14 protein-coding genes are annotated in these 12,903 nt (G+C 62.8%); 7 read left to right on the top strand and 7 right to left on the bottom strand.

Annotation, left to right across the window (positions count from 1 at the left end; translation table 11 throughout):
* The first annotated feature begins 56 nt into the window (after nucleotides 1-56).
* From rpmH to yihA, 4 genes are all read left to right on the top strand, one after another.
* Nucleotides 57-191 (top strand): 50S ribosomal protein L34, encoded by a 135-nt coding sequence (gene rpmH, locus HDEN_RS18070; protein WP_081446250.1) that lies wholly within the window; start codon nucleotides 57-59, stop codon nucleotides 189-191.
* A 227-nt stretch (nucleotides 192-418) separates the two neighbouring features.
* The gene (gene rnpA / locus HDEN_RS16935) at nucleotides 419-814 is read left to right on the top strand and encodes a ribonuclease P protein component (RefSeq protein ID WP_245256675.1); all 396 of its coding nucleotides are present in this window, start codon (nucleotides 419-421) and stop codon (nucleotides 812-814) included.
* 92 nt (nucleotides 815-906) lie between these two features.
* On the top strand, nucleotides 907-2,781 hold the full coding sequence (yidC, locus tag HDEN_RS16930) for a membrane protein insertase YidC (protein WP_013217374.1): 1,875 nt from the start codon (nucleotides 907-909) through the stop codon (nucleotides 2,779-2,781).
* Nucleotides 2,782-2,815: 34 nt separating this feature from the next.
* Complete coding sequence (yihA, locus tag HDEN_RS16925) at nucleotides 2,816-3,481, top strand: ribosome biogenesis GTP-binding protein YihA/YsxC (RefSeq protein WP_013217373.1); 666 nt, start codon at nucleotides 2,816-2,818, stop codon at nucleotides 3,479-3,481.
* Nucleotides 3,482-3,510: 29 nt separating this feature from the next.
* On the opposite strand, the gene HDEN_RS16920 is transcribed toward yihA, so the two are convergent.
* Nucleotides 3,511-5,364, bottom strand: coding sequence for a Clp protease N-terminal domain-containing protein (locus HDEN_RS16920; protein WP_013217372.1), 1,854 nt, complete (start codon nucleotides 5,362-5,364; stop codon nucleotides 3,511-3,513).
* Between the two features lie 260 nt (nucleotides 5,365-5,624).
* On the opposite strand from HDEN_RS16920, the gene argB reads away from it, so the two are divergent.
* Together argB and HDEN_RS16910 are read left to right on the top strand one after the other, a co-directional pair.
* A complete protein-coding gene (argB, locus tag HDEN_RS16915; protein WP_013217371.1) occupies nucleotides 5,625-6,578 on the top strand; it encodes an acetylglutamate kinase in 954 nt (317 codons plus the stop codon).
* Complete coding sequence (locus tag HDEN_RS16910; RefSeq protein WP_013217370.1) at nucleotides 6,578-7,336, top strand: pyrimidine 5'-nucleotidase; 759 nt, start codon at nucleotides 6,578-6,580, stop codon at nucleotides 7,334-7,336. The genes argB and HDEN_RS16910 overlap by 1 nt, the downstream gene beginning before the upstream one ends.
* Here the strand turns inward: HDEN_RS16910 and HDEN_RS16905 are convergent.
* Nucleotides 7,320-8,078, bottom strand: a complete 759-nt coding sequence (locus HDEN_RS16905; RefSeq protein ID WP_013217369.1) for an SDR family oxidoreductase — start codon at nucleotides 8,076-8,078, stop codon at nucleotides 7,320-7,322. The two genes, HDEN_RS16910 and HDEN_RS16905, sit on opposite strands and share 17 nt — an antisense overlap.
* Before the next feature lie 121 nt (nucleotides 8,079-8,199).
* Here HDEN_RS16905 and HDEN_RS16900 point away from each other — a divergent pair, with 121 nt between their 5' ends.
* A complete protein-coding gene (locus HDEN_RS16900; protein WP_013217368.1) occupies nucleotides 8,200-9,003 on the top strand; it encodes a zinc ribbon domain-containing protein in 804 nt (267 codons plus the stop codon).
* A gap of 6 nt (nucleotides 9,004-9,009) precedes the next feature.
* On the opposite strand, the gene HDEN_RS16895 is transcribed toward HDEN_RS16900, so the two are convergent.
* The 5 genes from HDEN_RS16895 to HDEN_RS16875 form a co-directional block, all read right to left on the bottom strand.
* Complete coding sequence (locus HDEN_RS16895) at nucleotides 9,010-9,939, bottom strand: 3-hydroxybutyryl-CoA dehydrogenase (protein ID WP_013217367.1); 930 nt, start codon at nucleotides 9,937-9,939, stop codon at nucleotides 9,010-9,012.
* Nucleotides 9,940-9,975: 36 nt separating this feature from the next.
* Nucleotides 9,976-10,920: an electron transfer flavoprotein subunit alpha/FixB family protein gene (locus HDEN_RS16890; RefSeq protein WP_013217366.1), complete on the bottom strand. Its 945-nt coding sequence runs from the start codon at nucleotides 10,918-10,920 to the stop codon at nucleotides 9,976-9,978.
* Nucleotides 10,920-11,675 carry an electron transfer flavoprotein subunit beta/FixA family protein gene (locus tag HDEN_RS16885; RefSeq protein WP_013217365.1) on the bottom strand — a complete coding sequence of 252 codons (756 nt, stop codon included), beginning with the start codon at nucleotides 11,673-11,675 and terminating at the stop codon, nucleotides 10,920-10,922. The genes HDEN_RS16890 and HDEN_RS16885 overlap by 1 nt, the downstream gene beginning before the upstream one ends.
* 268 nt (nucleotides 11,676-11,943) lie before the next feature.
* Nucleotides 11,944-12,525, bottom strand: coding sequence for a cob(I)yrinic acid a,c-diamide adenosyltransferase (locus HDEN_RS16880; RefSeq protein ID WP_013217364.1), 582 nt, complete (start codon nucleotides 12,523-12,525; stop codon nucleotides 11,944-11,946).
* Nucleotides 12,526-12,598: 73 nt separating this feature from the next.
* A complete protein-coding gene (locus HDEN_RS16875) occupies nucleotides 12,599-12,787 on the bottom strand; it encodes a twin transmembrane helix small protein (RefSeq protein ID WP_013217363.1) in 189 nt (62 codons plus the stop codon).
* Between the last annotated feature and the right edge of the window lie 116 nt (nucleotides 12,788-12,903).

Raw genomic sequence — 12,903 nt, 5'->3', positions numbered from 1 at the left:
TATTCGCTTCGCGCGTTACTGCGGCGGAAGCGAAATCTATTTGGACGGAGAGTTCCGTGAAGCGCACGTATCAACCGAGCCGCATCGTTCGCAAGCGGCGCCACGGCTTCCGTAAGCGTATGCTGACGGCCGGTGGCCAGAGAGTTCTCGCCCGCCGTCGCGCGAAGGGCCGCAAGCGCCTCTCCGCCTAGTTTCGGCGCGAACTTGCAGACATTGACCATTATGTACGCGCTGGAGATTGTTCCCGGCGCGTATATTTGCATGCGCGATCGCGACATCCTGCGTGCCGGCCACGCCATTCACCGCGCGCCGGAAGCATCCGTGATATAGTCGGCGCTGTTCGCGCATTTTGTCGCGGCTGCCGGCGGCCTTTGCGCGGCCGTCAGTTCTGGAGGCTCGAATTCCGACCCTGCAAACCTTGAAATCGCGCCCGGAATTCCTCGCCGTCCGAGGAGGACGCCGCTCCTCGACGCCCGCGTTTCTGATCGAAGTGCGCGAGCGCCCAGCAACGGAAAACGGCGGCACGGCGCGCTTTGGCTTCACGATTACGAAGAAGATCGGCAACGCCGTCACCCGCAACAGGATTCGCCGCCGGTTGAAGGCCGCGTTCGCGGCGACGGCTGAAGGCCGTGCCCGCCCATCCTGCGATTACGTCATCGTCGCCCGCCATGCCGCGCTCGACCGCCCGTTCGCGGCGCTGCTCGAAGACGTCGCACGCGCTTTCGCGGCATTGCATGACAATGCTAAGCGAAGCCGTTCCGGCGAAGCCCGCCCGAGACCCGGAAAAACCGTGGCCTCGAAAGGTTCGACGTGACGGGGTGCCCCCTTCCGTTTATGAGCAGTTCGCAACATTCCTATTTCCGGCTGAGACAGTCTCGCCAATGCCGGCGCTGACCCGAGGACTTAATGACTTCCCCGAGAGAACCTAAAGATCAAAACAACCTGATGTTCGCGGTTGCGCTGTCCATTCTTGTCCTCATGGGCTGGCAGTACTTCTTCGCGCGCCCGGAACTTCAGAATGAGCACGCGCGCCAGGAGTTCAATAAGAAGATCGAGGCGCAGAATAAGGATGGATCGTCCGAGACGCCGCCGAACGTCGCGAGCACACCCGTCGCGCCGCCGTCGACCGACGCGCCAACCGGTGCGCAAGCGCCCGCGACCGCGCCTGTCTCCCGCGAAGCCGCTCTGCAGGGGTCTCAGCGCCTCAAAATCGAAACGCCGTCTCTTGAAGGCTCCATCGATCTGAAAGGCGGCCGCCTCGACGATCTCGTGCTGATGAAGTATCGCGAGACCGTCGACCCGAATAGCGCGCGCGTCATTCTGCTTTCGCCTTCCGGCTCGCCCGAACCCTATTTCGCCGAATACGGCTGGGTTCCGCAAAGCGGCAGCGCCGTCAAGGTTCCGACCCGCGACTCGCTCTGGACCGTTGAAAGCGGCACGCGTCTGACGCCTGAAACGCCGGTCACGCTGATGTGGGACAACGGTGGCGGTCTCGTCTTCCACCGCACGGTCTCCGTCGACAACGACTACATGTTCAAGATCAAGGATGAGATCGAGAACAAGACCCAAGCCGAGGTAACGCTTCTCCCGTACGCACGTGTTCATCGCAGCGGCCACCCGCCGTCGCAGGCCTTCTACGTTCTGCATGAGGGCCTCGTCGGCGTCTCGGGCGATCATGGGCTTCAGGAATTCACCTTCGCCGACGCTTTGAAGAGTGGCGTGCCGACGACGTTCGACAACGTAACGGGCGGCTGGCTGGGCATCACCGATAAGTATTGGGCGACCGCGCTCGTTCCCGAGCAGAGCGAGCCTTATCGTGCGATGTATTCGGCGCTGAAGGCACGCGATCCGGCAGGCAAAGACGCCTTCCAGACCGACTATCTGCGCGGCGCGCTGAGTGTTCCGGCTGGCCTGCGCAAAGGCGTCGAAGGCCATCTTTTCGCAGGCGCCAAGCAGGCGTCGCTGATCGACGGCTACGAAAACGCGCTCGGAATTCTGCGCTTCGACCGCATGATCGACTGGGGCTGGTTCTACTTCATCACCCGCCCGCTGTTCCGCTTGATGGAATTCATCAACGGCCTCGTGCACAACTTCGGCATCACCATTCTGATCCTGACCGTGCTCGTGAAAGCGGCGTTCTATCCGCTCGCCAACAAACAATACGAGAGCATGGCGCGGATGAAGAAGCTGCAGCCGGAGATGCAGCGCATCAAGGAGCAGTACAAGGACGACACCCAGCGCCAGCAAAAAGAAATCTTCGAGCTTTACCGAACGCAGAAGATCAATCCGCTTGCGGGCTGTTGGCCCATCCTGCTGCAGATCCCAGTCTTCTTCGCGCTCTATAAAGTGCTGTTCGTGACCATCGACATGCGGCACGCGCCGTTCTTCGGTTGGATTCACGACCTGTCCGCGCCGGACCCGACATCGCTATTCAACCTGTTCGGGCTTCTGCCGTTCGACTCGCCGACGTTCCTGCACATCGGCGTCTGGCCGCTGATCATGGGCGTCACGATGTGGATGCAAATGCAGCTCAACCCGCCGCAGCCCGACCCCATCCAGCAGCAGATCTTCCAGTGGATGCCGGTCGTATTCACGTTCATGCTGGCGAGCTTCCCGGCTGGCCTCGTGATCTACTGGGCATGGAGCAACACGCTCTCGATCCTGCAGCAGGTCCGCATCAACAAGAAGAACGGCGCCGAGGTTCATCTCTTGGACAACATCAAGCGAACGTTCCGGCCACTTCTGAGACTCTTCGGCGCCGGCAGCGGACCTGGAAAATAATGGATCGCAGGAACGCGCAGAAGCGACCCACTGCATGAGCGCCATGCCCGACGCGGATGAGCACTCGGCGGAAGACATCGAAGCGGGCCGCCTGCTGTTCACGCGCGCCTGGACGTTTTCGCGCGGCTCGCCCGGCCTCGATCATCTGCCGCCGGACGACCGCCCGGAAATCGCGTTCGCGGGCCGTTCGAACGTCGGCAAGTCGAGCCTGATCAACGCGCTCGTCGGTCAGCGCACGTTGGCCCGCGCGTCGAACACGCCGGGCCGGACGCAGGAACTCAACTTCTTCACCGATCCGAACGCCGACCTCTATCTCGTCGACATGCCCGGCTACGGCTTTGCCGAAGCGCCGAAGGATAAAGTCGCTGCCTGGAATAAAACCCTGCGCAGCTTCCTCGCTGGCCGGCGCACGCTGCTCCGCGTCTTCGTCCTCGTCGATGCGCGACACGGATTGAAGCCGGTCGACGACGAGATCATGGCGCTGCTCGACGGCGCGGCAGTCTCGTACCAGGTGCTGCTGACGAAAGCCGACAAGATCAGCCGCACCGATCTCGAACGCGTCACCGCGAACACGACGAAATCGCTCGCGAAGCATCCGGCCGCCTATCCGCGCGTCCTCGCGACGTCGTCCGAAACAGGCATGGGCTTTGAGGATTTGCGCGCCGTCGTCGCCAAGCTCATTGACGCGCACGGCGGATAACGAGACGTCTGCGCCGCTTCACGCGCGGCCTACTGCATGAACTTTTCGAGCAGCGCCTTCGCGGTCGTCAGACCGGATTCACCGAACGTCGAGAGCGCACCGCCGACAATCGCTGCGACGCTCCAGCCGAACAATCGCGCAAACGTGCGCTTGAGATTGCGGCGAACCTTGACCTCGATGATCTGATCGGGAAGAGCGGTCTCGGCGGCGACGCCATCGGCGCCGATCGTCCGCGCCGAAACGACGATCTGCAATTGCGACCAGCCCCGCGCCTGCGGCGTGATCAGAAACCGCCAGCTCGCGAAGTCTTCCGCGCCGTATCCGAGATTGTTCTCGATCCATTGCGTTTCCGGCGACGCCGTCTCGATGAAAAAGCCGCCGTCCGGCGCACGCACGCGCACGGCCATCGCCTTCGTCACCGTAATCTGATGCTGCCAGGCGGCTCCGCCACCATCGAGGTTCTCCGCCAACGACTTGATCGACGCCTTGGCGATGCGCACTTCCACACGCTCGGTTTTGCCGACGCGCATGGTGCGGGGAATGTTCTCGGCAAGCTGGCCGGTCTCCACTTTCGCGTTTCTGCCACGTTTGCGGCCCGCGCTTTTCTCTTTCGATGGAGCGGATTGCGCAGGTGCAGGCCCGACCGGCGGCTGGTCTCCACGCGCCTCGGCCCTGAGACCGGAATCGGTCTGCATCGGGCTGGGCGGCACGCCCGGTACGGGAGCCGGCATGATTGGCCCAGGGAAAGGGATACGCATCCCCGGCGATCCCGGCGCGATCGGATCGGGAATGGGCGGCGGCGGTCCACCCATCGGGCGCGGACGCGGAAGTTCGCCGGGATAGCCCTGCCCGGGCGGCGACTGCGGCGGTTGCTGCCCGCGCATCGGCGGAGCCGGGACATGAGGCTGCCCCGGCAACGTCGCCCGCACCGATGGCTGCGCAACCGCCCGTTCGTGCAAATCCAGCGACGGCTCGAACGGCGGTTGTTGCGCCGGGTATGGCCGATCCTGCGGGCCGCCAGGCGCACCCTGCCCAGTGCTGTCCCCATCGCGGCCGCGCTGAGCCTGCGATCCGAATTGTGGGCTCGGCCGACCCTCCTGCGCAGGAGCGGGCCGTTGCGGAACTGCCGGGTTTGCATCCGTTGGCTGCGGTTCGAAACGCGGTGCCGGGGGCGGACTCGGTTCAAGTGTCGGTTCCGGCGCGGATGGCGCCACGGATGCCGGGGACGCTTCCGCTTCCGACCCGGGATGCACCTGCCCGCTCGCGCCCGGTGGCGCAGGCGGCGGCGTCGCCGGTTGCGGCATATCCTTCATGAGATCGCGCAACGATGGCGTCGATCGCGACTGCACACGTTCCCGCGCCCGCGCCAGAACATCATCGGCGACCGGAGGCTGAGCGGCGGGCGCGCGCTGTGGCACAGGTGCAGACGCCAGCGCCTGCTGGAGCGCGCGAATCGCGCTGTCGAACGTCAGGCCATGCGCCTGCAAAATATCCGCGGCAAGACTACGCCCATCGCCGACGATCGCAGCGAGAACGATGGCCCCGTTGATATCGCGCCGTCGGCTGCCACGCGCCGCCGCGGCAGCGGCTTCGAGAATGCGCCGCACGTCCGCTGACACGCCGAGGCTCGTCGGCGCCTGCTCCGGATCGAAGCCCGGCTGAGAAAACTGTCCCACCACATCGGATTTGAGCGCCGCAGTATTAACGTTGCTCGCGTCGAGCACCGCGATTGCGTCCGAATCGTCGCACAGCGCCGCCAGCAAATGCTCAAGCGCGACATCGGGCGCACCCGCGCCGGCCGCGAATTCGGCCCCGCGCGACAGCGTCGCGCCGAGATCCGGCGACATCGGAATTTGAGCAAGGTCAGCGGCGGTTACGCCCACGAGATCTCCAGGCCAGCAGTCAAAAACAGCGTCTAAACAAGCTCACCTGGCAACGCTACAGCATTGCCACGACGGTTGGCAGGCCGGAATGGTTTTCGTCCCCAACCCGTGTCCGCGGTGCGTCAGGACCGCCCCAAGCCCCTGTCGATGCCGGAAATCCGTTGAGGCTGCGGGCCGCCGCGCTATAAGACCGCCACGAGAGCGCCCGAAGCACCTGAAGCGCAATTATCCCACTGTCCTATGGCATTTTGGGGAATCCCGTGACGTCAACGAACAAACCTCACGAAAAAAGCGCCGGCGTCGTGGAAGACCGGCCAAGCGCCCATCTGCAAGCGCGCATTCTGGCCGAGGCCATCCCGCATCTCATCCGCTACGATGAGCAGACCGTCGTCGTGAAGTTCGGCGGCCACGCCATGGGCGACGAGCAGCTCTCGAACGCCTTCGCGCAGGACATCGTCTATCTCAAGCAGTCCGGCATCAATCCGATCGTCGTTCACGGCGGCGGCCCGCAGATCGCGAGCATGCTGAAAAAGCTCGAGATCAAATCCGATTTCGTCAACGGGCTGCGCGTCACCGACAAGCCGACGGTCGAAGTCGTCGAGATGGTGCTCGCCGGCAAGATCAACAAGGAGATCGTCTCGGCGATCAACCGTCAGGGCGGCAAGGCGGTCGGCATCTCGGGCAAAGATGCCAATCTGATGATCGCCAAGAAAATCACCGAGATGGCCGACCCGCAGTCGAACCTGATGAAGGCCGTCGACATCGGCTTCGTCGGCGATCCTCTCGAGGTCAATCCGCATATCGTCGAGGTCATTTCCAAGTCGGATCTGATCCCGGTCATCGCGCCGGTCGGCATCAGCCGCGACGGCGAGACGCTGAACATCAACGCCGACACGTTTGCTTCCGCGCTCGCGGCACGCATGCAGGCAAAACGCCTGCTGCTCCTGACGGACGTCGCGGGCGTGCTCGACAACGATAAGAAGCTCGTGCCCGAGCTGACGATCGATGACGCACACGCCATGATCAAGAGCGGCGCAATCTCCGGCGGCATGATCCCGAAGATCGAAGGCTGCATCGAAGTCGTCGAGGCCGGCGTCGAAGGCGTTGTCATCATCGATGGCCGCGTGCCGCACTGCGTCCTGCTCGAACTCTTTACCGAGCACGGCGTCGGCACGCTCGTGCGTCGCGCCGAACGCAAGAAGAGCAAAGGCTGATGGCAGCGACGGCCTCACTCTCCGCCACGGCCGCCGCGACCACGACGCGACGTGGCTTCGACCACGTCGATACCTGGATCTTCGATCTCGACAACACGCTCTATCCGGCGTCCTGCAATCTCTTCGCGCAGGTCGACCGGCGCATGAGCGAATATATCGCCAAGGCCATCGGCGTTCCGCGCGAGCACGCCCGGCATTTGCAGAAAGCCTATTATCGCCAGTTCGGAACGACGCTCGCAGGCCTGATGCAGGTGCATAAGCTGCAGCCGGGACCGTTCCTCGACTATGTGCACGACATCGACGTATCCGTCGTGCCCGAGTTGCCGGAGCTTGCCGCAGCCATCGCCCAGCTTCCAGGCCGCCGCCTCATCTTCACGAACGGTTCCCGCCGGCACGCGGAGAACGTCGCGAGCCGCCTCGGAGTGCTGCATCTCTTCGAAGACATTTGCGACATCGCCGCGCTCGAATACGTCCCGAAACCGGAGCGCGCCGCCTTCGACCAGATGCTGAAGCTGCACGGCGTCGCCCCGGCGCAATCGGCAATGTTCGAGGACATGCCGCACAACCTCGAAGTCGCGTCCGACATCGGCATGACGACAGTGCTCGTCCATTCCGATTACATCGACCATCCGGCGCAACTGAAAATCCGCGACTGGCGCGAGTTGCCCGGCCACATCCATTATCTGACGCGCGACTTGACCGGCTTTCTCAAAACCGACGCCGCTCCGAAAGACCTGCCGATCACCCGCGTCCGATAAACGGCATGGCGGTCGCCATCACGTTCATGAACTGCACGTTGGCTTCGAGCGGCAGATTGGCAATGTAAAGCACCGCGTCGGCGACGTGCGCGACATCGATGCGCGGCTCGCTCCGAACGCTTCCGTCAGCCTGCGGAACGCCGACCGCCATCTTTTTCGTGAAGTCGGTCGCCGCGTTCCCGATATCGATCTGCGAGCACGCGATGTTATGGGCCCGTCCATCGAGAGAGATGCTTTTCGTCAGCCCCGTCAGCGCATGTTTCGTCGCCGTATAGGGCGCTGAAAACGGACGCGGCGCCTGCGCTGAGATCGACCCGTTATTGATGATCCGGCCACCCTTCGGCGTTTGCGCTTTCATAATGCGAATGGCTTCGCGCGCGCAAAGAAACGGCCCGGTGAGATTGACTCCAACGACCCGCTGCCATTCTTCGAGCGAAAGCTCATCGAGCGGAACGCCCTTGGCGAACGTCCCGGCATTATTGAACAGGAGATCGAGGCGCCCGAAGCGCGCAAGCGTCTGGTCAAACACGGTTTTCACCGCAGCTTCGTCGGTCACGTCCGCCGGAAGCACGAGAAAGCTGCCGCCTCCGGAGCTGCCTTCAGCCGCCGTCTTCTCGAGCTCCGCCTCGCGACGGCCGACGAGCACGACGTCGTAGCCGGCACCCTGAAGCTTCAACGCGACCGCGCGCCCGATTCCCGATCCCGCGCCCGTGATCAACGCGACGCGCGGCAGTCCTGTCATGGCCTCATCCCTTGCAATCTCACCACAACGATTGGGATAACGCGGAACATCGGCGCGCGCCAGTTTCTGCGGCCACGCCGCCATGCTATGCCGGACCGCTTCACGAGGGAGGCTCGCGAACGTGGGGAACGCGGAAGAAGCTCAAGCAGGGTTCTGCACGAACTGCGGAACCGCCCTGGTCGGACCGTTCTGCGGCGGCTGCGGAAAGCCGTCGACGTCATCCGCTAAGCCACGAGCCGAAGGCTGGAGCGCGCTCACCAGCGAATTCATGAACGGCCCGAAACAGGTCGGAATGCACGCGGTCGCGTTGTCGTTCCTCGCGCATCCGGTCCGCACCATCCTGCGCCTGACCGACGATCCCGCATACCGTTCGCACTGGAGCTTTCTGACCGCCTGCGTCGGCGCCCAGCTGACGCTCGTCTACGTCATTCTTCCGCGCGTCTATTCCGCGTTGTTCAACGCGCCCGACGCCGCCGACAGCTCTGCGGTCATTACGAATGAGATCGTGCAATACGTCGGCATGGCGATCATGACGCCAATCCAATTTTACGTGTGCCGCGCGCTTGGATCGATCCCTCGATCGCCGATGTCCTACATCAAGCTTTGCGTGCTGAGCGTCAGCTATTGCACGCTGCTCGGCATCATCACGGCTTTCGCCTACTTCGGGATTGTCTTGGCCGACGCCAAGGCCGGCTCGGTTCTCGATCTCGGTGAAGTCTGGCAGGCGCTGACCGTCGCCAACATGGCTGCGATCCTGGTGTTCGTGACGCTCACGCACCGTCGGTTCTGGGGTCTGTCGTGGGTGCGCGCGACGGCCGTGACGATTGCGATCGCCATCATGTCGTGGGTCGTCGTCTACCCCGGACTGACGTCGCTGCTGGAAAAAGCGAATGTCGGAAAGACGCTGACGAGCCTGACGGGCTGAACCCGTCTAGCGCGTCGGAACGGGCTTCTCGCCGCGATAATCGTAGAAGCCGCGCTTCGTCTTGCGGCCGAGCCAACCGGCTTCGACGTACTTCACCAGAAGCGGGCACGGCCGGTATTTCGAATCCGACAGTCCTTCGTAAAGCACCTGCATGACGCTGAGGCAGGTATCGAGCCCGATGAAATCGGCAAGCTCCAGCGGTCCCATCGGATGATGCGCGCCGAGCCGCATCGCCTTGTCGATCGCCTCGACCGTGCCAACGCCCTCATAGAGCGTATAGACGGCCTCGTTGATCATTGGCAGCAGAATGCGGTTGACGATGAAGGCCGGAAAATCTTCCGCAACCGCCGTTTTCTTTCCGAGGCTTTCGACGAATGCCTTCGCCGTCGAGAACGTCTCGTCTTCGGTCGCGATCCCGCGAATGAGTTCGACGAGCTCCATCAGCGGCACCGGATTCATGAAGTGCATGCCGATGAAGTCTTCCGGCCGGTCGGTCGTCGCCGCCAGCCGCGTGATCGAAATCGACGACGTATTGGACGCAAGCATCGCCGTCGGTTTGAGATGCGGACAGAGCGCGGCGAAGATCTTGTGCTTCAGGGCTTCGTCTTCGGTCGCCGCTTCGATGACGAGATCGCAGTCGCCGAACGCCTCGAGGTTTGGCGCGTAGCTGATGCGCTCTAGAGCCTGATCGCGCTCGCTTTCCTGGATCGAACCTTTGGCGATCTGCCGCGCTAGGTTCTTACTGACCGCTTCGAGACCTTTGTCGAACGCCTCTTTCTTGAGGTCGTTGATCGCCACGTTGTAGCCCGACAGCGCGACGACGTGAGCGATACCGCTGCCCATCTGGCCCGCGCCGATGATCCCGACCTTGCTGATGACCCGCGCAGGCCGGATGCCGGCTTTGCTTTTTTCCATCAGCTTCTGGGTCTGCACCATGAATGGATATCCTCTAGAGGTCCCAAGGCGCTGCGTTCAACGGCCGGCTTTCTGCAGCTCCGCATCGAGTTCCGGCAAAGCTTGAAAGAGATCGGCGACCAGACCGTAATCCGCAACCTGGAAAATAGGCGCTTCCGGATCCTTGTTGATTGCGACGATCACCTTCGAATCTTTCATGCCCGCGAGATGCTGGATCGCGCCGGAGATGCCGACCGCAACGTAAAGATCAGGGGCGACGACCTTACCGGTCTGCCCGACCTGCCAGTCGTTCGGGACGAAGCCCGCATCGACCGCCGCGCGCGAGGCACCCATCGCAGCGCCGAGCCGATCCGCGACAGGCTCAATATATTTGGTGAAGTTTTCGCCGTTTGCCATACCGCGGCCACCGGAAATGATGATCCGTGCGGACGTGAGTTCCGGCCGGTCCGACTTCGTGAGTTCCGCGTGCTCGAACGTCGAAACGCCGATAGCGGACGGTGCCGCGACGGTTTCGATCACAGCCGATCCACCTTCGCCGACAGGCTGAAAGGCAGCCGTGCGAACCGTGATGATTTTCGTCTTCTCCGACGACTGCACCGTCTGGATGGCGTTGCCGGCATAGATCGGCCGCTCGAACGTATCGGGCGACACGACTTTGATGATGTCGGAAATCTGCATCACGTCGAGCTTGGCTGCAACGCGCGGCAGAATGTTTTTGCCATAAGCCGTCGCCGCCGCGACGATCGCCGAATAATTACCGGCGATCGATACGATCAGCGCCGTGACTTCTTCGGCGAGGCCATTCGCAAGCTGCGGCGCATCCGCGAGCAGAACCTTGGCGACGCCATCGAGCTTGGCAGCCGACTCGGCCGCGGCTTTGGCGTCCGCTCCCGCAACGAGAACATGAACGTCGCCGCCGAGTTGCTTGGCAGCGGTCAGGGCTTTCGCCGTGGCAGGCGCCAGCGCGCCGTTTGCGACTTCGGCAAGAAGAAGTGTCGACATTACAGAATCCCCGCTTCGGTTTTGAGCTTCTGAACAAGCTCGGCAACGCTGCCGACCTTGACGCCGGCCTTGCGCGTCGGGGGTTCAGTTGTCTTGAGAACTTTGAGGCGCGGACTGACGTCGACGCCGAAATCTTCCGGCTTCTTGACGTCGAGCGGCTTTTTCTTCGCCTTCATGATGTTGGGCAGCGAAGGATAGCGCGGCTCGTTCAAGCGCAGGTCCGTCGTGACGACTGCGGGCAGCTTGAGCTTGATCGTCTCGAGACCGCCGTCGACCTCGCGCGTGACCGTGACGCTTCCCGCGTCCGTGACGACCTTCGACGCGAACGTGCCCTGCGGCCAGTCGAGGAGGCTCGCGAGCATCTGGCCCGTCTGGTTGCTGTCGTCGTCGATCGCCTGCTTGCCGAGAATGACGAGATCGGGCTTTTCGGCCTCAACCACGGCCTTCAGAAGCTTGGCGACCGCCAGCGGCTCGACGTTCGTGCCGTCCGCCGTTTCGATGAGGATGGCGCGATCGGCGCCGATCGCGAGGGCCGTACGCAGCGTTTCCTGCGCTTTCGCCGGGCCGATGGAAACGACGACGACTTCCTGAGCGCCGCTTTTCTCTTTCAACCGAACCGCTTCTTCGACGGCGATTTCGTCAAAGGGGTTCATCGACATCTTGACGTTCGCCAGGTCGATCCCAGAACCATCCGGTTTGACGCGAATTTTGACGTTGTAATCGACGACGCGCTTGACCGGCACAACGATTTTCATGCCATCCGCCAGCTCACTGGCGCTCCCAATATTGTTGTTACCGGCGCTTAGACTGCCGCCGGCTTTTGCGGCGCCACACGCCGCGAACAGATGTTCGGACTGCTGAACTTTACCTGCCGGACAGACCTAAAGCCTCTCGGCAGCATCGGTTCTCGCAACTGCGAAGACCGAAAATTAGGGGCCGCTTCCGTGCAAGTCAATCGCCGCCTCGTCGCGGCGCACACCCTGTCGGGTCCAGGGTAAATGGGACCCGGAAGGCGTGCTCGGCCTACCGGTTCTTGCCAGGCACCCACAGGATGTCGCCCTTGCCCCGCTCGTTGACGTAGCGGCTGGCGACGAACAGGAAATCCGAGAGACGGTTGATGTACTTGAGCACCGGCGCGCTGACCGGCTCTCCCGGAATGGCCGCCAGTTCGACGATCATGCGTTCGGCACGCCGCGAGACGGTCCGCGCCACATGCAGGGCTGCCGCCGTCGCGCTGCCGCCCGGCAGAATGAACGAGCGGAGCGGCGTCAGCGAACCATTCATCAGGTCGATTTCCTCCTCGAGGCGCTTGACCTGCGCATCCGCGACCCGCAGCGGCTCATAGGGCAGCTTTTCGCCGCGATCCGGCACGCAGAGATCGGCGCCGAGATCGAAGAGATCGTTCTGAACGCGCAGCAGCATCGCATCGACGTCAGGATCGGCGTTCGCCAGGTGAACGCGCGCCACGCCGATGTGGGCGTTCGTTTCATCGACGGTGCCGTAAGCGGCGATGCGCGGCGATGTTTTCGGCACCCGTTCGCCTGAGCCGAGCGCAGTCGTCCCCGCGTCTCCGGTTTTCGTATAGATCTTGTTGAGGACCACCATCGGTCAAAGGCTCCTGGCATTGATATTCGGGACGAAGTTTCGGGTCGCACGCCGCTTTGAGCCGTCGCGGCCTTTAGCGGGACACAAATGCATAGGCAAGAATGATCAGAATGGCGAGAAACTGCAGCGCGATACGCCAGCGCATCAGCTTTTGGCTGAGGTTCGAATTATCGCCTTTCATCAACGTGCGCAGGCCGTAGAGCAGTACGGCGAGTACAGCGAGCGTCGCGACGGTCGTGGCATGGTAGAGAAACGTTTGCATCCGGCTTATCCGCCTCCAGTATTCCGGATTGGCTTAAGCCTATGGACACGCGGCGGCAATTGCCAAGACTACGCGGAAACGACGCGGCACGCGAAGTTCTTCGCTGAAATCGCCCC

Source organism: Hyphomicrobium denitrificans ATCC 51888 (assembly GCF_000143145.1).
GTDB lineage: Bacteria > Pseudomonadota > Alphaproteobacteria > Rhizobiales > Hyphomicrobiaceae > Hyphomicrobium_B > Hyphomicrobium_B denitrificans.
This window is presented reverse-complemented; position numbering and strand designations above follow the sequence as displayed.

Bases quoted from the DNA above. Each gene is read 5' to 3' on its own strand.
- yidC (WP_013217374.1), top strand. From the start codon at position 907: ATGACTTCCCCGAGAGAACCTAAAGATCAAAACAACCTGATGTTCGCG.
- yihA (WP_013217373.1), top strand. From the start codon at position 2,816: ATGAGCGCCATGCCCGACGCGGATGAGCACTCGGCGGAAGACATCGAA.
- HDEN_RS16910 (WP_013217370.1), top strand. From the start codon at position 6,578: ATGGCAGCGACGGCCTCACTCTCCGCCACGGCCGCCGCGACCACGACG.
- HDEN_RS16905 (WP_013217369.1), bottom strand. From the start codon at position 8,078: ATGACAGGACTGCCGCGCGTCGCGTTGATCACGGGCGCGGGATCGGGA.
- HDEN_RS16895 (WP_013217367.1), bottom strand. From the start codon at position 9,939: ATGGTGCAGACCCAGAAGCTGATGGAAAAAAGCAAAGCCGGCATCCGG.
- HDEN_RS16890 (WP_013217366.1), bottom strand. From the start codon at position 10,920: ATGTCGACACTTCTTCTTGCCGAAGTCGCAAACGGCGCGCTGGCGCCT.
- HDEN_RS16885 (WP_013217365.1), bottom strand. From the start codon at position 11,675: ATGAAAATCGTTGTGCCGGTCAAGCGCGTCGTCGATTACAACGTCAAA.
- HDEN_RS16880 (WP_013217364.1), bottom strand. From the start codon at position 12,525: ATGGTGGTCCTCAACAAGATCTATACGAAAACCGGAGACGCGGGGACG.
- HDEN_RS16875 (WP_013217363.1), bottom strand. From the start codon at position 12,787: ATGCAAACGTTTCTCTACCATGCCACGACCGTCGCGACGCTCGCTGTA.